Annotated in this window: 17 protein-coding genes; 8 read left to right on the plus strand and 9 right to left on the minus strand. The window is 62.7% G+C overall.

Annotated features, from left to right (window positions below; translation table 11 throughout):
- Window positions 1–10 precede the first annotated feature (10 nt).
- Both HS968_RS08615 and dapE read right to left on the minus strand, forming a co-directional pair.
- Entirely contained in the window at window positions 11–817 is an 807-nt protein-coding gene (locus tag HS968_RS08615; RefSeq protein ID WP_182370977.1) for a putative RNA methyltransferase, read from the minus strand.
- The gene (gene dapE / locus HS968_RS08620; protein WP_179624457.1) at window positions 814–1,956 is read right to left on the minus strand and encodes a succinyl-diaminopimelate desuccinylase; all 1,143 of its coding nucleotides are present in this window, start codon (window positions 1,954–1,956) and stop codon (window positions 814–816) included. Before dapE ends, HS968_RS08615 begins: the two co-directional genes overlap by 4 nt.
- Before the next feature lie 152 nt (window positions 1,957–2,108).
- On the opposite strand from dapE, the gene tcdA reads away from it, so the two are divergent.
- From tcdA to HS968_RS08635, 3 genes are all read left to right on the plus strand, one after another.
- Window positions 2,109–2,918, plus strand: coding sequence for a tRNA cyclic N6-threonylcarbamoyladenosine(37) synthase TcdA (gene tcdA, locus HS968_RS08625; RefSeq protein WP_182370978.1), 810 nt, complete (start codon window positions 2,109–2,111; stop codon window positions 2,916–2,918).
- Window positions 2,919–3,216: 298 nt separating this feature from the next.
- Entirely contained in the window at window positions 3,217–4,017 is an 801-nt protein-coding gene (locus HS968_RS08630; RefSeq protein WP_182370979.1) for a substrate-binding periplasmic protein, read from the plus strand.
- Between the two features lie 27 nt (window positions 4,018–4,044).
- On the plus strand, window positions 4,045–4,515 hold the full coding sequence (locus HS968_RS08635) for a YehS family protein (RefSeq protein WP_182370980.1): 471 nt from the start codon (window positions 4,045–4,047) through the stop codon (window positions 4,513–4,515).
- A gap of 18 nt (window positions 4,516–4,533) precedes the next feature.
- On the opposite strand, the gene HS968_RS08640 is transcribed toward HS968_RS08635, so the two are convergent.
- From HS968_RS08640 to HS968_RS08655, 4 genes are all read right to left on the minus strand, one after another.
- The gene (locus HS968_RS08640; protein ID WP_182370981.1) at window positions 4,534–4,944 is read right to left on the minus strand and encodes a SufE family protein; all 411 of its coding nucleotides are present in this window, start codon (window positions 4,942–4,944) and stop codon (window positions 4,534–4,536) included.
- Entirely contained in the window at window positions 4,941–6,146 is a 1,206-nt protein-coding gene (locus HS968_RS08645) for an aminotransferase class V-fold PLP-dependent enzyme (RefSeq protein WP_182370982.1), read from the minus strand. Before HS968_RS08645 ends, HS968_RS08640 begins: the two co-directional genes overlap by 4 nt.
- An 80-nt stretch (window positions 6,147–6,226) precedes the next feature.
- The gene (gene dapD, locus HS968_RS08650) at window positions 6,227–7,261 is read right to left on the minus strand and encodes a 2,3,4,5-tetrahydropyridine-2,6-dicarboxylate N-succinyltransferase (protein WP_182370983.1); all 1,035 of its coding nucleotides are present in this window, start codon (window positions 7,259–7,261) and stop codon (window positions 6,227–6,229) included.
- A gap of 38 nt (window positions 7,262–7,299) precedes the next feature.
- On the minus strand, window positions 7,300–7,647 hold the full coding sequence (locus HS968_RS08655; RefSeq protein WP_179624464.1) for an ArsC family reductase: 348 nt from the start codon (window positions 7,645–7,647) through the stop codon (window positions 7,300–7,302).
- A gap of 296 nt (window positions 7,648–7,943) precedes the next feature.
- Between HS968_RS08655 and HS968_RS08660 the strand changes: the two genes are divergently transcribed.
- On the plus strand, window positions 7,944–9,578 hold the full coding sequence (locus tag HS968_RS08660) for a Na+/H+ antiporter (protein ID WP_182370984.1): 1,635 nt from the start codon (window positions 7,944–7,946) through the stop codon (window positions 9,576–9,578).
- 128 nt (window positions 9,579–9,706) lie between these two features.
- On the opposite strand, the gene dapC is transcribed toward HS968_RS08660, so the two are convergent.
- The 3 genes from dapC to map form a co-directional block, all read right to left on the minus strand.
- Complete coding sequence (dapC, locus tag HS968_RS08665; RefSeq protein WP_182370985.1) at window positions 9,707–10,903, minus strand: succinyldiaminopimelate transaminase; 1,197 nt, start codon at window positions 10,901–10,903, stop codon at window positions 9,707–9,709.
- 15 nt (window positions 10,904–10,918) lie between these two features.
- Window positions 10,919–13,612, minus strand: coding sequence for a [protein-PII] uridylyltransferase (locus tag HS968_RS08670; protein ID WP_182370986.1), 2,694 nt, complete (start codon window positions 13,610–13,612; stop codon window positions 10,919–10,921).
- A gap of 85 nt (window positions 13,613–13,697) precedes the next feature.
- Window positions 13,698–14,486, minus strand: a complete 789-nt coding sequence (gene map, locus HS968_RS08675) for a type I methionyl aminopeptidase (RefSeq protein WP_119693757.1) — start codon at window positions 14,484–14,486, stop codon at window positions 13,698–13,700.
- 293 nt (window positions 14,487–14,779) lie between these two features.
- On the opposite strand from map, the gene rpsB reads away from it, so the two are divergent.
- The 4 genes from rpsB to frr all read left to right on the plus strand — a co-directional run bounded on the left by rpsB (window position 14,780) and on the right by frr (window position 18,000).
- Window positions 14,780–15,523, plus strand: coding sequence for a 30S ribosomal protein S2 (rpsB, locus tag HS968_RS08680; RefSeq protein WP_099523488.1), 744 nt, complete (start codon window positions 14,780–14,782; stop codon window positions 15,521–15,523).
- A gap of 130 nt (window positions 15,524–15,653) precedes the next feature.
- Window positions 15,654–16,517 carry a translation elongation factor Ts gene (gene tsf / locus HS968_RS08685; RefSeq protein ID WP_106739561.1) on the plus strand — a complete coding sequence of 288 codons (864 nt, stop codon included), beginning with the start codon at window positions 15,654–15,656 and terminating at the stop codon, window positions 16,515–16,517.
- A 185-nt stretch (window positions 16,518–16,702) separates the two neighbouring features.
- Window positions 16,703–17,446: a UMP kinase gene (gene pyrH, locus HS968_RS08690; protein WP_004424012.1), complete on the plus strand. Its 744-nt coding sequence runs from the start codon at window positions 16,703–16,705 to the stop codon at window positions 17,444–17,446.
- Window positions 17,443–18,000: a ribosome recycling factor gene (frr, locus tag HS968_RS08695; protein WP_182370987.1), complete on the plus strand. Its 558-nt coding sequence runs from the start codon at window positions 17,443–17,445 to the stop codon at window positions 17,998–18,000. Before pyrH ends, frr begins: the two co-directional genes overlap by 4 nt.
- The last annotated feature ends 8 nt before the right edge of the window (window positions 18,001–18,008 follow it).

The raw sequence follows: 18,008 nt of genomic DNA on the forward strand, positions 1-18,008 counted from the left end.
GCGGTCAGTCCTAGTCTTTAACGATCCAATCGTAGCGGATGGCGACGGTGACTTCGAAGGGCTCGGCGATCACCGCTTCACGGCGTTCGGCGCTGGCACGCCAGCCATGTGGCGTCATGGCCAGCAGGTCGGCGCGGGCTTGAGCGTCGTTCAGGTGCAGCGGGAACTCGAGGGTTTCACTGTGGGCCAGGTGCATGCCGGGCGGGATCAGCGCCAGGTGTTTCTCGTCGTCGTAGTCGCGCACCTCGTCGTACAGCTTCTGCCGCAACTCCATCAGGTGCACACGGGTCGGCCCCATGCGCAGCAGGCCTCCACCGGAGGCGAGCAGGCGCTTGGCCTCGGCCCAGTCGAGGGGGCTGAAGACGCTGGCCAGCAACTCGCAACTGGCGTCACTCAGCGGCACGCGGGCCATGCTCGCCACCAGCCAGCTCAATTGCGCGGTGCGTTTGCAGGCGCGCTTGACTGCCTCGCGGGAGATGTCCAGAGCGTAGCCGTCAGCGGCAGGCAGGGCGCGAGCGATCTGCTCGGTGTAGTAACCCTCGCCGCAACCGATATCCAGCCAGCGTGCGGGCTGGTGCTCAGCTGCCAGTGCGGCCAGGCGCGCGGCCAGCGGTGCGTAGTGGCCGCCGTCGAGAAAACGTCGGCGCGCCTCGACCATGGCGGCGTTGTCGCCAGGGTCGCGGCTGTTCTTGTGCTGCACCGGCAGCAGGTTGTAGTAACCCTGCCGGGCGCGGTCGAAGCTGTGCCGGTTCGCACAGGCCAGGCCGCTGCCGTTGGACTCGAGCGGCGCCTGGCAGATGGGACAGATCAGACTCATGCGAGGAGTTTGACCATGGTCTGATAGTAAACCTCGGTGAGCAGGTCGAGGTCGCTGGCCAGTACGCGTTCGTTGATCTGGTGGATGGTAGCGTTGACCGGACCGAGTTCGACTACCTGGGTACCCAGGGTCGCGATGAAACGCCCGTCCGAGGTGCCGCCGGATGTCGACGGCGTGGTTTCACGGCCGGTGACGGTCTTGATGCTGGCGGCCACGGCGTCGAGCAGGTCTCCCGGCTGGGTGAGGAAGGGCAGGCCGGACAGCGCCCACTCCAGGTGGTAGTCCAGGCCGTGCTTGTCGAGGATGGCAGTGACGCGCTGCTGCAGACCTTCGACGGTGGATTCGGTGGAGAAGCGGAAGTTGAACACCGCCTTTAGCTCACCCGGAATGACGTTGGTGGCACCGGTGCCGGAATTGAGGTTGGAGATCTGGAAGCTGGTCGGCGGGAAGTAGTCGTTGCCGTGATCCCAGTGCTCGGCAGCCAGCTCGGCCAGCGCCGGAGCGGCCAGGTGAATCGGGTTCTTCGCCAGGTGCGGGTAGGCCACGTGGCCCTGCTTGCCGTACACGGTGAGGGTGCAGCCGAGCGAGCCGCGACGGCCGTTCTTGACCACGTCACCGAGCAGAGTGGTGCTCGACGGTTCGCCGACGATGCACCAGTCCAGGCGCTCGTTGCGCTCGCGCAGGCGCTCGACCACGGCTTTGGTGCCGTGCTGAGCCGGGCCTTCTTCGTCGCTGGTGATCAGGAAGGTGATGGCGCCCTTGTGGTTGGGGTAGTCGGCGACGAAGCGCTCGACAGCGATGATCATGCTCGCCAGGCTGCCTTTCATGTCCGCCGCGCCGCGGCCGCAGAGCATGCCGTCGGCATCGACGCAGACGTCGAATGGCTGGTACTGCCAGGCGTCCAGCGGCCCGGTGGGCACCACATCGGTATGGCCGGCGAAGCACAGCACCGGGCCGTCACCACCGTGTTTGGCCCAGAAATTCTCCACTTCCTCGATGCGCATGCGCTCCACCGCGAAACCGCAGGCGGCCAGGCGGCGCATCATCAGTTCCTGACAGCCCTCATCGACCGGGGTCACGGATGGGCGGCGGATCAGGTCGAAGGCGAGTTCGAGCGTCGGGGAGAGGGGGGCGGTCATGATGGCTCCGGTACAGCAGCTGGCGTGAAAGCCCGCCATCTTAGCAGGCTGCCTGAAAAACTACTGCCTGCGCGGGTGCCTCCGGCTGTCTGGTGGACTTGGGTGGGCAGAGCGCTATCCCTATAATGCGCGGCTTCGTTCAGGGGGGTGAGATGAGCACAGACGATCAGCGATTCGGCGGCATAGCCCGGCTTTATGGCCAGGAGGGCTATCAGCGCCTGGCAGCGGCGCACGTGGCGGTGGTCGGCATCGGTGGTGTCGGCTCCTGGGCGGCCGAGGCCCTGGCGCGTTCGGGGGTGGGTGAGATTTCCCTGTTCGACCTGGATGACGTCTGCATCACCAACACCAACCGTCAGGTGCATGCCGTCGAAGGCGCGGTGGGCAAGGCCAAGGTCGATGAGATGGCTGCGCGCATCCGCGCCATCAATCCGGCCTGCGTGGTGCACGCCGTGGCGGACTTCGTCACCCGCGAAACCATGGCCGAGTACATCACCGAACAGCTCGACGGGGTGATCGACTGCATCGACAGCGTACCGGCCAAGGCGGCGCTGATTGCCTGGTGCAAGCGACGCAAGATTCAGATCGTCACCACTGGCGGTGCTGGTGGGCAGGTCGACCCGACGCAGATTCAGGTCACCGATCTGAACAAGACCTTCAACGACCCACTGGCAGCCAAGGTGCGCAGCATGCTGCGCCGCGACTATGGCTTTTCCCGTACGCCGGGGCGCACCTACAGCGTGCCCTGTGTGTTTTCCACCGAGCAATTACGTTATCCCAAGCCGGACGGTACGGTCTGCCAGGCCAAGGGTTTCGTCGGTGAGGGCGTGAAACTGGACTGTGCGGGTGGTTTCGGCGCCGTGATGATGGTCACCGCCAGCTTTGGCATGGCTGCTGCGGCCAAGCTGGTGGACAAGCTGGTGGCTGGGGCTCGGCGTCCGGCAGAGCGCAAACCGGTTGCGTGATAAACCGTCGCAGGCGAGTGATGGCCTCACTTGTACTACTGCGGCAAGGTGACCGCCAGAGGCACCCGTCCACAAAGGCGGGCGTGTGCGTGGTACTTGACTATGCTGGGCCAAAGGAGTGGCAGCAGTTGGCGAGGCAGGATGCATGGCCTGTTGTTGGAATTTGAGGTGTTCTGTGTCGTACCTGTTCTCTGTTGCCCGCCATTCTTGGCGGCAACCCTGCGGGCCGTCGCAGTGCGACGTCAAAAAACGCTCCCGGCGTTTTATTTGCGTCTCGCTGAGAGGGCCTCGGGCACGGATGCTCGCCTCTCTGGCGCTGTCTGCGTTGTTGGCCGCCCTGATCTCGGTGCCGGCTCAGGCCGAACTGCAGAAAGTGCGTATCGGCACTGGCGACTGGGCGCCCTATATCGATCAGGAGCGCCCTGATGGCGGCGCTTTGGGGCGTCTGGTCAGTGCCGTATTCGCTGATGTCGGCTACGCCGTCGAATACATCTTCCATCCCTGGGATCGCAACGTATTGATGCTGCAGCAGGGGCATTTGAACGCGATCATGCCCTACAGCTGTACGCCCAGTCGGCTCAACTACGGTGTCTGCAGCGACCCGATGGTGCGTGGAGAGATCGTGCTGTTCTATCGCCGTGACCATGCCTTCGACTGGACGACCGTCGATGATCTGCTGAATTACCGCATCGGTACGACTCTGGGCTATTCCTACGGCCCGGCATTCGACGCGGCCATGCAGGCCGGGCGCTTGAACGTGGAGCAGAGCGGCAAGGAAGACACCAGCTTCCGACTGCTGGAGCTGGGGCGTATCGACCTGCACCCGCAGGATCGTGCGGTTGGCTACGCAATGCTGCGTCGTCTGTTTCCCAAGGATAGCGGCAACATCGTCCACCATCCCCGTCAGTTGAATACCGAGCCGCTGCGCCTGATGTTCCGCAAGGACGACGCCGAGGGCGCCGAGTTGTTGCAGCAGTTCAACGTCAGCCTGCGCCGCTTCGCCGAGCGCGGTGATCTGCAGCGTTTGCAGCAGGCACTCAACACTGGCAACGCCGATGAGTGGCGACCCAGTGCGCCGGCTCAGGCGGTGCTGGATTGACCTACATGTCTCCCAAGAGTCCCAAACATGACCAATAACGATGTGCTGCGTAGCCTGCGCTACCTGCTGAATATCAGCGACGCCAGGCTGGCATCGCTGTGCGAGCTGGCGGACTACCCCGTAGCACCGAGTCTGATTTCCGCTTGTCTGTTGCCAGAGGACGATGCCGGCTATCAATCCTGCAACGATGTGCTGCTGGCGCATGTGCTCGAGGGGCTGGTGTTCTACAAGCGCGGCAAGGATGAAAGCCGGCCGCCTATGCCGGTGGCCAAGCGCCTGAGCAACAACATCGTGCTGAAGAAGCTGCGGGTGGCTTTCGAGCTGCGCGATGACGATATCCAGGCCATTCTGCAATTGGCTGACTTGCCGATGACCAAGGCCGAACTCGGCGCATTGTTCCGCGCGCCGGGGCACAAGCACTACCGGGAGTGCGGCGACCAGATTCTGCGCAATTTCCTGCGTGGGCTGACGCTGCGCGAGCGCGGTTGCGCTGCATAGAGCGGCGTTGTGAGTTGCCTAGCTGGCGAGCTCGCGCATGCGTTGCAGCACGGCATTGAGGCCATTGCTGCGCGAAGGCGAGAGTTGACGTTGCAGGCCCAACTGGTGGAACCAGTCGACCAGGTCGAGCTCGCTCAGTTCTTCCCCGTTCAAGCCTTCGACACGTACCAGCAGCACGGCGAGCAGGCCGCGCAGCAGGCGAGCGTCACTGGTCGCGCGAAAGTGCCACTTGCCATCGCGTTGTTCGGCTAGCAGCCAGACCAGGCTTTCGCAGCCGTGCACGCGATTGTCTTCCCGGCGTTCTTCATCGCTGAGCGGTTCGAGGCGCTCGCCCCATTGCATCAGCAAGCGCGCACGTTGCTCCCAGCCGGGGCAGTTGCTGAAGGCCTTCAGTGCGTCCTGGGCGGCGGGTGGTATGTTTTCCGTCACCGCAGAAGCTCCAGGGCGCTATCCAGTGCGCTGAAGAATCGCTGCAGGTCGTCGCCATCGTTGTACAGGCCCAGCGAAACACGAATCGCCCCACTCAGGCCCAGGCCTTTCATCAGCGGCATGGCGCAGTGGTGCCCGGCGCGCACGGCGATGCCCTGTTCACTGAGCAGGTGAGCCAGGTCGGCGTTATGCACGCCATCGACATGAAAGCAGGCAAGGGCCAGTCGAGGCTCACCCACCAGGCGCACACCCTGGCGGCTGGCGAGACCTGCCAGCAGTTCTCCGTGCAGTGCTGTTTCATGAGCGGCTACGGCGGCGTGATCCAGGTTGTTCAGCCAGTCCAGCGCCGCGCCCAGGGCGATGACCGCCGAGACCGCTGGTGTGCCGGCCTCGAAACCCAGGGGCGCAGGGCGAAAACGCGCATCCTGGTAATCGGCGTCCAGCACCATTTCACCGCCGAACTGCCAGTGCTGGAGCCTGCTCAGGGCATCGCTGCGGCCGTAGAGCAGGCCGACCCCGTCCGGGCCATAGAGTTTGTGCGACGAGCAGACGTAGAAGTCGCAGCCCAGCGCCTGCAAGTCGTGGCGGCCATGCACGGCGCCTTGGGCACCGTCGACCACGGTGATGGCGCCTTGCGCGCGGGCCAGGGCCAGCAACTCTGCCAGCGGCTGCCAGCGGCCAATCACGTTGGACAGTTGCGAGGCCGCCAGCAGGCGAGTGCGTGGGCTGATCAGCCTGGCGGCTGCGCTCAGGTCGATATCGCCTGCATCGTTCAGCGGCAACACCACCAGTTCAAGGTCGAGGCGCTTGGCCAGTTGCTGCCAGGGCAGCAGGTTGGCGTGGTGCTCCAGGGCGCTGATGACGATCTGCTCGCCAGGCGACAGGAGGTGCTGCAGGCCGTAGGCAAGCAGGTTGAGCGACTCGGTGCTGCCGCGGGTGAAGAGGATTTCATTGGCGCTAGCGGCATTCAGCCATTGTGTGGCTTTGCTCCGCGTGGTCTCGAAAGCACGTGTGGCGCGTTCGCCTGGCAGGTGCTGAGCGCGGTGCACGTTGGCTACGCCACCAGCCAGGTAGGCGAGCAGGGCGTCCAGCACCGCCTGCGGTTTTTGCGCGGTGGCGGCGCTGTCCAGATAGGTCTGGCCTTCGGCCTCGAGGGCGAGAATGCCGGGGAAGTCGGCGCGCCAGGGGGAGATCAGTGACATGAGGGCCTATCCCGTAGGGTGCGCCATGCGCACCGGGGCGCGCATGGGCTTGTGGTGCGCACGGCGCACCCTACGTGGGATCAGTTGTGGGCGTGCAGGGCTTCGTTCAGCTCAATAGCCGACTTGTGGGTCTTGCACTCCACGGCGCCGGTCAGCGAGTTGCGACGGAACAGCAGATCCGGCTGGCCAGCCAGCTCGCGTGCTTTGACCACCTTGACCAGGGCGTTGCCCTCGTCGAGCAGGTTCACCTTGGTACCAGCGGTGATGTACAGGCCGGCCTCGACGGTGTTGCGGTCACCCAGCGGGATACCGATACCGGCGTTGGCACCGATCAGGCAGCCTTCACCGACACTGATGATGATGTTGCCGCCACCGGACAGGGTGCCCATGGTCGAGCAGCCGCCGCCGAGATCCGAACCCTTGCCGACGAATACGCCGGCGGAGACGCGGCCTTCGATCATGCCCGGGCCTTCGGTGCCGCCGTTGAAGTTGACGAAACCCTCGTGCATCACGGTGGTGCCTTCACCGATGTAGGCGCCCAGACGCACGCGCGCGCTGTCGGCGATACGCACGCCAGCCGGTACCACGTAGTCGGTCATTTTCGGGAACTTGTCCACCGAGAACACTTCCAGCATGTTGCCCTTCAGGCGTGCTTCCAACTGACGCTCGGCCAGTTCGGCCAGGTCGACGGCACCTTGGCTGGTCCAGGCGACATTGGGCAGCAGGGGGAAGATACCAGCCAGGCTCAGGCCATGCGGCTTGACCAGGCGGTGCGACAGCAGGTGCAGTTTGAGATAGGCCTCGGGCGTGCTGCTCAGCGCGGCGTCTTCGGCCAGGAACGTGGCCACCAGCGGATTGTGGCTTTCAGCCAGACGGGTCAGCAGGGCCGCTTGGGCGGCGTCGATGCCTTTCAGCGCTTCGGCCAGCTCACCCGCTTGAGTGGTGGAGAAGGCGATGGCCTGGTTGCCGCCCTGGTAGCCGAGTTTCTCGGCAGCCTTGGCCACCAGCTCGCTGGCAGGGTTGAGCAGCGGCAGGGCGTAGAAGACTTCCAGCCAGGCGCCTTGGCGATTTTGGGTGCCGACACCGAAAGCAATGCTGAACAGAGAGGTGGTCATGAAATGGTTTCCTTGCAACGAAATCGGGGTGAGATTGATCAGGCCAATGCGGCTTGGTAGCTATCCGGCTTGAAGCCGACCAGGGTCTTGTCGCCCAGCTCGAGTACCGGGCGCTTGATCATCGACGGTTGGGCCAGCATCAGGTCGATGGCCTTGGCCTGGTCGAGATCGGCTTTCTGCGCGTCATCCAGTTTGCGGAAGGTGGTGCCGGCGCGGTTCAGGATGGTTTCCCAGCCGTGCTCGTTGCACCACTTCTCCAGGCTGGCGCGGTCGATGCCCGCGCTCTTGTAATCGTGGAAGGCGTACTCGACCTTGTGCTCGTCGAGCCAGGTGCGAGCCTTCTTCATGGTGTCGCAAGCTTTGATGCCGTAGAGGACGTAACTCATTGCACTTCCTATGTATCTGGCACCCCACTGGGCGGGTGCGGTCTGTCTTCGAAATTTGGCCGGCCATTATGCCATGTGTGCCCGATAGCGTCTCTGTTGGGCCAGCGTGTTACAGATAGCTCATGACGGCAAAGTCAGCCATGAACAGCCGCGACGCGCAGCAGTTCTGCGGCGCTTTTTCGGTTGTCGAAATCTCGGGTCGGGCTGCTGCATTACTTTGGTCATACTTTGAAACATGGCTCGCATCGTCGACGCGCGAGTCTCTAGAATGAGCCTATCTTCCTTGAGGCTGGCCCATGCAACTCCTCTACACCATCCTGATCATGTTGCTGGTGGTGAGCGGTACCCGTATCACCGCCCAGTTCATTCCACTTCCGTTGCCGCTGTTGCAGATACTGATCGGCGCCTTGCTGGCGATTCCCGTGCTGGGGCTGCATGTGCGTCTGGAGCCGGAGCTGTTCCTGCTGTTGTTCATCCCGCCGCTGTTGTTCGTCGATGGCTGGCGCATGCCCAAAGGGCAGTTCCGCCAGTTGCGCACGCCGATTCTGCTGTTGGCCTTCGCCCTGGTGTTCTTCACCATTCTGGGGGCCGGTTATTTCATTCACTGGTTGCTGCCGCAGGTGCCGCTGGCGGCCTGCTTCGCCTTGGCTGCCGTGCTGTCGCCCACCGACGCGGTGGCCGTGTCGGCGATCACTCACGGGCGCCTGCCCGCCACCCTGAACAACCTGCTGCAGGGCGAGGCGCTGATGAACGATGCCTCTGGCCTGGTGGCCTTCAAGTTCGCGGTGGCGGCGACGCTGACCGGGTTTTTCTCGATCAGTGACGCCAGCCTGCAGTTCGTCCTGGTGGCTGTCGGCGGGTTGCTGGTCGGCGTCGCGCTGAGCTATCTGCTGGGGCGCCTGCGCGCCTGGATGATCGGCCGCGGCTGGGAAGATCCGGCGCCGCATGTGCTGTTGCTTCTGCTGCTGCCATTCGCCGCCTATGTGGCTGCCGAGCACCTGGGGCTGTCCGGCATTCTGTCCGCAGTGGCGGCTGGCATGATGCAGAGCCGGCTGGATCTGCTGCCGCGGCAAACCACCACGCGAATGCTCAATCGCAGCGTGTGGACGCTGCTGGAATTCACCTTCAATGGCTTGATCTTCCTGCTGCTGGGGCTACAACTGCCGGACATCCTTGGCGCGGCGCTGGGCTCGCATGACGACTCCTGGTCTTTTGCGCTGTGGGCGTTGCTGTGCGTGGTGGCGATCTATGCCGTGATGATGTTGCTGCGCTTTGTCTGGGTGTATAGCTACTGGCGTGCGTCCGGTGCATTTCGGCGCTGGCGAGGGTTGCCGACACGGTTTGCCGGGCAGTCGCGGGTGGCGCTCAGTGCAGTGCTGACCCTGGGCGGTGTGCGTGGGGCTGTCACCTTGGCGGGCGTGATGTCGCTGCCGTTGCTGCTCAATAGTGGTGAGGCCTTCCCGGAGCGGGATCTGCTGATCCTGATCGCTGCCGGTGTGATTCTGCTGTCACTGCTGGTGGCCAGTGCCGCGTTGCCGCGAATCCTGCCGCTACTGCCGCAAGACAATGCGGCGTTGCATGAGCGTGAGCTGAACCGGCATCGCGCCAAGGTGCTGGAGTCGGCCATTCGCTATCTGGAGCGCGAGGACGAACGTGCGGCGGACGCCGATGGCGCCATCGCGTCGGTCGAGATCAAGGCCAAGTTGATGAGCGAATACCGTGACCTGTTATCACGTACCCGTGATACCGAAGAGTTGCGTGAGGATCAGCGCGAGATGGATCGCATGGAATACCGCATGCGCTTGCAGGCGCTGCGCACCCAGCGTCTGGAGCTGTACCGGATGCGCAAGGACAACGAGCTGGACGATGACCTGCTGAGCGAGATCCTGCGTGACCTGGATATCGCCGAGGCGCGCTTGCACAAGGGCTGAGCGCGCTATTCGGTCGATGATCCCGGATTGCATCCGGGCTACGGGCGGGTAAATGCGGGTCACGTAGGGTGCGCCGTGCGCACCGCTTCTTCAGGCCGATTCAGCTTGTGGTCGCGCGTACCGAATCGTCAGGTACTGCGAATGAAACGCGCGATCCGCTCGGCTGCTTCGATGCATTCGGCCAGCGGCGCAACCAGCGCCATGCGCACGCGACCGGCCCCCGGATTGACACCATTCACTTCGCGCGACAGGTACGAGCCGGGCACCACGGTCACATGCTCGCTGACGAACAGATCGCGGGTGAAGTGGGTGTCGTCACCCGGAGTGCGGGCCCACAGGTAGAAACCACCATCAGGGCGCTGCACGTCCATCACCGGGCCGAGAATGTCCAGCACGGCATCGAACTTCTCGCGGTACATGTCGCGGTTGGCGCGTACATGCGCCTCGTCGTTCCACGCGGCGACGCTGGCCAGCTGGGTTTGTACCGGCATGGCGCAGCCGTGGTAGGTGCGATACAGCAGGAAGTGCTTGAGAATGTCAGCATCGCCAGCCACGAAGCCGGAGCGCAGGCCTGGCAGGTTGGAGCGCTTGGACAGGCTGTGGAACACCACGCAGCGTTTGAAATCACTGCGGCCCAGCTCGGCGCAGGCACTCAACAGGCCGGGTGGTGGCGCGTCTTCGTCGAAGTACAGCTCGCTGTAGCATTCGTCGGCGGCGATGACGAAGTCATGCTTATCGGCCAGGGCGATCAGCTTCTTCAGGGTGTCGAGCGGAATCAGTGCGCCAGTGGGGTTGCCCGGTGAGCACAGGAACAGGATCTGGCAGCGTTGCCAGACCCCGCTCGGCACGGCGTCGAAATCCGGATTGAAGCCGTGAGCTTCCAGGCAGGGCAGGTAGTGCGGCTCGGCGCCGGCGAGAAACGCCGCACCTTCGTAGATCTGGTAGAACGGGTTGGGGCTGACCACCAGGCCCTGGGCATTGCGGTCGACCACGGCCTGGGTGAAGGCGAACAGCGCTTCACGGGTGCCGTTGACCGGCAGCACATGGCGCGCTGCATCCAGCCAGCCTTGCGGTACGCCGAAGCGGCGTTCGCACCAGGTGGCGATGCTCTGGCGCAGCTCTGGCAGGCCCAGCGTGGTGGGGTATACCGCCAGCTTGTCGAGGTTGTCGGTCAGCGCCTTGCCGACGAACTCCGGCGAGCGGTGCTTGGGCTCGCCAATGGACAGGGCGATGGGGCGCTTGTCCGCCGCAGGCTGCACGTTGCCGAGCAGTTCACGGAGTTTCTCGAAGGGATAGGGCTGGAGCTGGTCGAGAGCTGGATTCATCGGTACGTCCGGAAATCAGATGGAAAATTGCGTGGGTTGAGCGCTGGGCTCGGACAGGCGGCGGATGATGGTTTCCTGCAGGCGGGCGCAGAGCTCCGGATCCGACAGCGGCTGGTTATTGGCGTCGGTGACGAAGAACACGTCCTCGACGCGCTCGCCGAGAGTGGCGATCTTGGCGTTCTGCAGTGACAGATCGTATTCGAGGAAGATCCGCCCGATGCGTGCCAGCAGACCGGGGCGATCCGGAGCGGTCAACTCCAGCACGGTCACCGGGCGCTGCGCGTCGTTGTGGATGGTCACCTGCGGAGCGAAGGCGAAGTGCTTGAGCTGGCGTGGCACCCGGCGCTGGATGATGGTCGGGTAGTCGTCCGGGTTCTTCAGCGCTTCGATCAGGCCCGCGCGAATCTGCTGGATACGCGCCGGGTTGTCGCCGATCGAACCGCCGTCGGCATCCAGCACCACGTAGGTATCGAGGGTGAACTGGCTGCTCGAGGTAATGATCCGCGCATCGTGAATGTTCAGGTTGAGCTGACTCATCGCGGCTACGGTCACGGCGAAGAAGTCGTGCTGATCCGGCGCGTAGATGAAGATCTGCGTGCCACCCTCGAATTCGCGCTGGGTGGTTTCCTTCATCAACACCAGCGGGCCGCCATTGTTGGGGTGCTGGAGGATGGCGTCGGTATGCCAGGCCACGTCGCCAGCGGTGTGACGCAGGAAGTAGTCGTCACCGAGCTGGCTCCACAGTTGTTCTGCGTCGTCCGGGTCGATACCGCTGCGCACCAGGGTATCCAGCGCGGCGCTTTGTGTCTGGCGGATCTGCTCTTCGCGATCCAGCGGGTTTTCCAGGCCGCGGCGCAGGGCGCGTTTGGTCTCGGTGTAGAGCTGGCGCAGCAGGCTGGCGCGCCAGGAGTTCCACAGGCTGGGGTTGGTGGCGTTGATGTCGGCCACGGTCAGCACGTAGAGGTAGTCGAGGTGGGTCTGATCACCGACGAACTGGGCGAAGTCGTGGATTACCTGTGGGTCGGACAGATCCTTGCGCTGCGCAGTGGTGGACATCACCAGGTGGTTCTGCACCAGCCAGACGATCAAGGCACTGTCCCAGGCCGGCAGGTGATGGCGGCGGGCGAAGGCTTCGGCGTCCACCGCGCCCAGTTCCGAGTGGTCGCCGCCACGACCCTTGCCGATGTCGTGATAGAGGCCGGCGAGGTAGATCAGTTCGGACTTGGGCAGCTTGTCGATCAGTTTGCTGGCCAGCGGGAATTTCTCCGCCAGCTCTGGCCAGCGGAACTTGCGCAGGTGCTTGATCAGGTTGAGCGTGTGCGCATCGACGGTATAGATGTGGAACAGGTCGTGCTGCATCTGCCCGACGATATGGCCGAACTCCGGCAGGTAGCGACCGAGGATGCCGTAGCGGTTCATCCGCCGCAGGTTGCGGTGGATGCCTTCCTTGCACTTGAACAGCTCGATGAACAGGCTGGTGTTGCGGATGTCCTTGCGGAAGTCGTCGTCGATCAGGTCGCGGCTGTCGCGTAGCAGGCGAATGCTGTCGGCACGAACGCCCTTGATCTCCGGGTTCTGCGCCATCAGCACGAACACTTCGATGATGGCGAAGGGGGTGCGCTTGAAGACGTTCGGGTGGGTGACTTCGATATAGCCGTCACGCACCTGGAAGCGGCTGTTCAGCGGCGTCGCCGGGCCGCTTTCACCTGCGCGCAGGATGACTTCCTCGAAGTGCTGGTTGATCAGGTCGGACAGCTCGGAGATGCCCATGACCACGCGGTAGTACTTCTGCATGAAGTGCTCGATGCTGCGCTTGCCCTCACCGTCCTTGTAGCCGAACAGGGCGGCGATCTTCGCCTGGTGGTCGAACAGCAGGCGATCTTCGGCGCGACCGGCGAGCATGTGCAGGGCGTAGCGTACCTTCCACAGGAATTCCTGACTGGAGGAGAGCAGGGCGTACTCGCTTTCCAGCAGGAAGCCGTGGCCGACCAGAGCTTGCAGGTTGAGCGTGCCGAACTGGCGGCGCGCGACCCAGAGCACGGTCTGGATATCGCGCAGGCCGCCAGGCGAACCTTTGACGTTGGGTTCGAGGTTGTACTCGGTGTCGTTGTACTTGCCGTGGCGCGCCTTGCGCTCTTCGCGCTTGGCCAGATAGAAGTGTTTGCTCGGCCACATGGCGTCGGTGCTGGTCACCTGCTGCATGCGCTGGCGCAGGTGCTCGGGGCCGGCGATGGTACGGCTCTCCATCAGGTTGGTAATCACCGTCAGGTCGGCGCGCGCCTCTTCGGCGCATTCCTCTACCGAGCGCACGCTCTGCCCGACTTCCAGGCCGATGTCCCAGAGCAGGGTGAGGAAGCCTTCGATGGACTCGCGGAAGATCTCGTGGTCGGCGCTGTCGAGGAGGATCAGCAGGTCGATGTCGGAGTAGGGGTGCAGCTCGCCGCGCCCGTAGCCGCCAACGGCGAGCAGGGCGATGTCAGCGTCTTCGCTCCAGGTGAAGCGTTTCCAGGCTTCCTGCAGGATCTGGTCGACGAACCAGGCGCGGTCCTCGACCAGGCGGCGGATGTCGCGTCCGCTGCGAAAGCGCTCATCCAGGACCTCGTGCGCGCCACGAATGGCTTTCTTGAATGCGGCGATGGGGCTGGATTTGAGGGCCAGCTCGGCCTGGAACTGACCGGGGTCAAACAGTTCGGGGTCCATCTGCGGCATGCAGGTGCCTTCCTTATATAGAGGTCGTAGGGTGCGCGCTGTGCGCAGCGCTTCGGTTCATGGTGCGCATGGCGCACCCTGCGAGTCAGTGACCAGCCGAGGTGCGCGCGATGGTGTCATCACTGCGCAGGGTGAAAATCTCGTAACCATCGGCGGTGACCAGCACGGTGTGCTCCCACTGTGCCGAGAGCTTGCGATCCTTGGTGATGGCCGTCCAGCCGTCGCCGAGCAGGCGGGTTTCCGGGCGGCCCTGGTTGATCATCGGCTCGATGGTGAAGGTCATGCCTTCTTTGAGCTCCATGCCGGTGCCGGCCTTGCCGTAGTGCAGTACCTGCGGCTCTTCATGGAAGACTGCGCCGATACCGTGGCCGCAGTATTCACGCACGACCGAGAAACCATTCTTTTCCGCGTGCTTCTGGATCACTTCACCAATATCGCCCAGGCGAGCGCCCGGCTTGACCAGTTCGATGCCTTTATACATGCATTCCTGGGTGATCTTGGCCAGGCGTTCGGCCCACTCGGCGACCTTGCCGACCATGAACATCTTGCTGGTGTCGCCGTGGTAGCCGTCCTTGATCACAGTGACGTCGATGTTCAGCACGTCGCCGTCCTTGAGCGGCTTGTCGTTGGGAATGCCGTGGCAGACGACGTGGTTGATCGAGGTGCAGATCGACTTGGGGAAGCCCTTGTAGTTGAGCGGGGCGGGAATGGCCTTCTGCACGTTGACGATGTAGTCGTGGCAGATGCGATCCAGCTCGTCGGTGGTGACGCCCGGTTTGACGTGCTCACCGATCATCTCCAGCACTTCGGCGGCCAGGCGGCCAGCCACGCGCATTTTCTCGATTTCTTCGGGGGATTTGAGGGTGACGGTCATATCGGGCTCTCGGGTGCACACGGAAAAGGCGCTTATATTAACAGCTACGCGGCGCAAGCCCCACAGGCAGCGAAGGGCGAAGCAAGTGACATGCCGGTGATGAGGTGTTGTGGCGTGAGGTTTGTAGCTTGTCGCGGCTTTGTGTGGTATAAAACGCGCCGCTTTACGGGCGGTACGTCCGAAAGCTCAAACCCACACACGTATCGACACGGTTTCCTGGGTGCCTTTCGACAAGTTCGAGGGTTGGAAGCTGGGATACGTGGAGGCCTAACCCGACTTATCAAGGAACTATCATGTCCCAAGTCAACATGCGCGATATGCTGAAGGCCGGTGTGCACTTCGGCCACCAGACTCGTTACTGGAACCCGAAAATGGGCAAGTACATTTTCGGCGCGCGTAACAAGATTCACATCATCAACCTCGAAAAAACCCTGCCGATGTTCAACGAAGCTCAGGCTTTCGTTGAGAAGCTGGCTGCTGGCAAGAACAAGATCCTGTTCGTCGGCACCAAGCGTTCCGCTGGCAAGATCGTTCGCGAAGAAGCTGCTCGTTGCGGCTCGCCGTTCGTCGATCACCGCTGGTTGGGCGGCATGCTGACCAACTACAAAACCATCCGCGCCTCGATCAAGCGTCTGCGTGAGCTGGAAGTTCAGTCCCAGGACGGTACTTTCGCCAAGCTGACCAAGAAAGAAGCTCTGATGCGTTCGCGTGATCTGGAAAAACTGGATCGCAGCCTGGGCGGTATCAAGGACATGGGCGGCCTGCCGGACGCACTGTTCGTGATCGACGTTGACCACGAGCGCATCGCTATCACCGAAGCCAACAAACTGGGCATCCCGGTTATCGGCATCGTCGATACCAACAGCAGCCCGGAAGGCGTTGACTACATCATCCCGGGTAACGACGACGCCATCCGCGCCATCCAGCTGTACATGGGTGCCATGGCCGACGCCGTGATCCGTGGTCGCAGCAACGCTGGCGGCGCGACTGAAGAGTTCGTCGAAGAAGCCGCAGCTGCCGAGAGCGCCGAAGGCTAAGCGGTAACGCAAAGCATCTAGCGTTACGCGCTGTGCAAGAAGGGGGCTAAGCCCCCTTTTTGCCACTCACAGATTTGATCGCCCGCCATGCGGGTGAATGGTTGAAGACCTACCAAAGAGGATTTTCAAGATGGCAGAAGTTACTGCAGCCCTGGTTAAAGAACTGCGCGAGCGTACCGGCCAAGGCATGATGGAGTGCAAGAAGGCTCTGGTTGCCGCTGGTGGCGACATCGAGAAGGCCATTGATGACATGCGCGCTTCCGGCGCCATCAAGGCTGCCAAAAAGGCTGGCAACATCGCCGCCGAAGGCTCCATCGCCGTTCGTGTCGAAGGCGGCCGTGGCCTGATCATCGAAGTCAACTCGCAGACCGACTTCCTGGCTCTGCAGGACGACTTCAAAGGTTTCGTGAAAGAAAGCCTGGACGAAGCCTTCGAGCAGAACCTGACCGACGCCGCTCCGCTGATCGCTTCGCGCGAATCCGCTCGTGAGGCTCTGGTTGCCAAGTGCGGCGAGAACGTCAACATCCGTCGCCTGACTGCCGTTACCGGCGAAACCGTTGGTGCCTACCTGCACGGTCACCGCATTGGCGTTCTGGTTGTCCTGAAAGGCGGCAACGACGAACTGGCCAAGCACGTTGCCATGCACGTTGCTGCTTCCAACCCGGCCGTTGTATCGCCGGATCAGGTCTCCGAAGAGCTGGTTGCCAAGGAAAAAGAAATCTTCCTGCAACTGAACGCCGAGAAGATTGCTGGCAAGCCGGAAAACATCGTCGAGAACATGGTCAAAGGCCGTATCGCCAAGTTCCTGGCTGAAGCCAGCCTGGTTGAGCAAGCCTTCATCATGGATCCGGAAGTCAAGGTCGGTGACCTGGTCAAGAAAGCCGGCGCTGAAGTCGTTTCCTTCGTTCGTTACGAAGTGGGCGAGGGCATCGAGAAGGCCGAGACTGACTTCGCTGCCGAAGTTGCCGCTCAGGTTGCTGCCAGCAAGCAGTAATCGGTTGTTCGGTATGTGTCCCCAGAGAGGCTGCCCGTTTGCGCGGGCGGCCTCTTTGCCGAATAAGGGCTACTAATAAGTAGTGGTCGTATCCAACGAACGGCCGCTGGCACTGTCGAAGTGCCGGACAAACGCAGTGCCAAGGTGCTGCTACAGCATTCATACCGCCGCAGGAGAGACTTGCAATGGCTCAGCAGACGACTGGTCGCCAACCTCGCTATAAACGCATTCTGCTCAAACTTAGCGGCGAGGCCCTGATGGGCTCGGAAGATTTCGGCATCGATCCCAAGGTGCTCGATCGCATGGCGCTGGAAGTCGGTCAACTGGTCGGCATCGGCGTGCAGGTCGGCCTGGTGATCGGTGGCGGCAACCTGTTCCGCGGTGCGGCCCTGTCCGCCGCGGGCATGGATCGAGTGACCGGCGACCACATGGGCATGCTGGCAACGGTGATGAACGCCCTGGCCATGCGTGATGCGCTGGAGCGCTCGAACATCCCGGCCATCGTCATGTCGGCGATCTCCATGGTCGGCGTCACCGACCATTACGACCGCCGCAAGGCCATGCGCCACCTGAAGACCGGCGAGGTGGTGATTTTCGCTGCCGGTACCGGCAACCCGTTCTTCACCACCGACTCTGCAGCCTGCCTGCGTGCCATCGAGATCGATGCCGACGTGGTGCTGAAGGCGACCAAGGTCGATGGCGTGTACACTGCCGACCCGTTCAAGGATCCACATGCCGAGAAATTCGAGCGCCTGACCTATGACGAGGTGCTTGATCGCAAGCTGGGCGTGATGGATCTGACCGCCATCTGCCTGTGCCGTGATCACAACATGCCGCTGCGGGTCTTCAACATGAATAAGCCAGGCGCTCTGCTGAACGTTGTAGTGGGCGGCGCCGAAGGAACTCTGATCGAGGAGGATGCACAATGATCAACGACATCAAGAAAGACGCTCAGGAACGCATGAGCAAGTCCCTGGAAGCGCTGGGTCGTAACCTGGCCTCCATTCGAACCGGTCGTGCCCATCCGAGCATTCTCGATAGCATCAAGGTGCCGGCCTGGGGCAGTGACATGCCGCTGAACCAGGTTGCAGCGATCACCGTCGAGGACGCCCGTACCCTGAAGATCGTCGCGCATGACAAGAATCTCAGCGCCGCCATCGAGAAGGCGATTCTGACTTCCGACCTGGGCCTGAACCCAAGCAGCGCTGGCACTACCATCCGCGTGCCGATGCCGGCTCTGACCGAGGAAACTCGCAAGGGCTACACCAAGCAGGCACGTGGCGTGGCTGAAGATGCCAAGGTTGCCGTGCGCAACGTGCGTCGTGATGCCCTGGCCGACCTGAAAAAGCTGTCCAAGGCCAAGGAAATCAGCGAAGACGAAGAGCGTCGTGCTGCTGACGAGCTGCAGAAAATCACCGACAAATTCATCGGCGATGTGGATAAGGCCCTAGAGGTCAAGGAAGCGGATCTGATGGCCGTTTGACGGCTGAG

Origin of the sequence: Pseudomonas berkeleyensis, assembly GCF_014109765.1 — a bacterium.
In the GTDB taxonomy this organism is placed as follows: Bacteria; Pseudomonadota; Gammaproteobacteria; order Pseudomonadales; family Pseudomonadaceae; genus Aquipseudomonas; species Aquipseudomonas berkeleyensis.

Bases quoted from the DNA above. Each gene is read 5' to 3' on its own strand.
- HS968_RS08615 (WP_182370977.1), bottom strand. From the start codon at position 817: ATGAGTCTGATCTGTCCCATCTGCCAGGCGCCGCTCGAGTCCAACGGC.
- dapE (WP_179624457.1), bottom strand. From the start codon at position 1,956: ATGACCGCCCCCCTCTCCCCGACGCTCGAACTCGCCTTCGACCTGATC.
- tcdA (WP_182370978.1), top strand. From the start codon at position 2,109: ATGAGCACAGACGATCAGCGATTCGGCGGCATAGCCCGGCTTTATGGC.
- HS968_RS08630 (WP_182370979.1), top strand. From the start codon at position 3,217: ATGCTCGCCTCTCTGGCGCTGTCTGCGTTGTTGGCCGCCCTGATCTCG.
- HS968_RS08635 (WP_182370980.1), top strand. From the start codon at position 4,045: ATGACCAATAACGATGTGCTGCGTAGCCTGCGCTACCTGCTGAATATC.
- HS968_RS08645 (WP_182370982.1), bottom strand. From the start codon at position 6,146: ATGTCACTGATCTCCCCCTGGCGCGCCGACTTCCCCGGCATTCTCGCC.
- dapD (WP_182370983.1), bottom strand. From the start codon at position 7,261: ATGACCACCTCTCTGTTCAGCATTGCTTTCGGTGTCGGCACCCAAAAT.
- HS968_RS08655 (WP_179624464.1), bottom strand. From the start codon at position 7,647: ATGAGTTACGTCCTCTACGGCATCAAAGCTTGCGACACCATGAAGAAG.
- HS968_RS08660 (WP_182370984.1), top strand. From the start codon at position 7,944: ATGCAACTCCTCTACACCATCCTGATCATGTTGCTGGTGGTGAGCGGT.
- dapC (WP_182370985.1), bottom strand. From the start codon at position 10,903: ATGAATCCAGCTCTCGACCAGCTCCAGCCCTATCCCTTCGAGAAACTC.
- HS968_RS08670 (WP_182370986.1), bottom strand. From the start codon at position 13,612: ATGCCGCAGATGGACCCCGAACTGTTTGACCCCGGTCAGTTCCAGGCC.
- map (WP_119693757.1), bottom strand. From the start codon at position 14,486: ATGACCGTCACCCTCAAATCCCCCGAAGAAATCGAGAAAATGCGCGTG.
- rpsB (WP_099523488.1), top strand. From the start codon at position 14,780: ATGTCCCAAGTCAACATGCGCGATATGCTGAAGGCCGGTGTGCACTTC.
- tsf (WP_106739561.1), top strand. From the start codon at position 15,654: ATGGCAGAAGTTACTGCAGCCCTGGTTAAAGAACTGCGCGAGCGTACC.
- pyrH (WP_004424012.1), top strand. From the start codon at position 16,703: ATGGCTCAGCAGACGACTGGTCGCCAACCTCGCTATAAACGCATTCTG.
- frr (WP_182370987.1), top strand. From the start codon at position 17,443: ATGATCAACGACATCAAGAAAGACGCTCAGGAACGCATGAGCAAGTCC.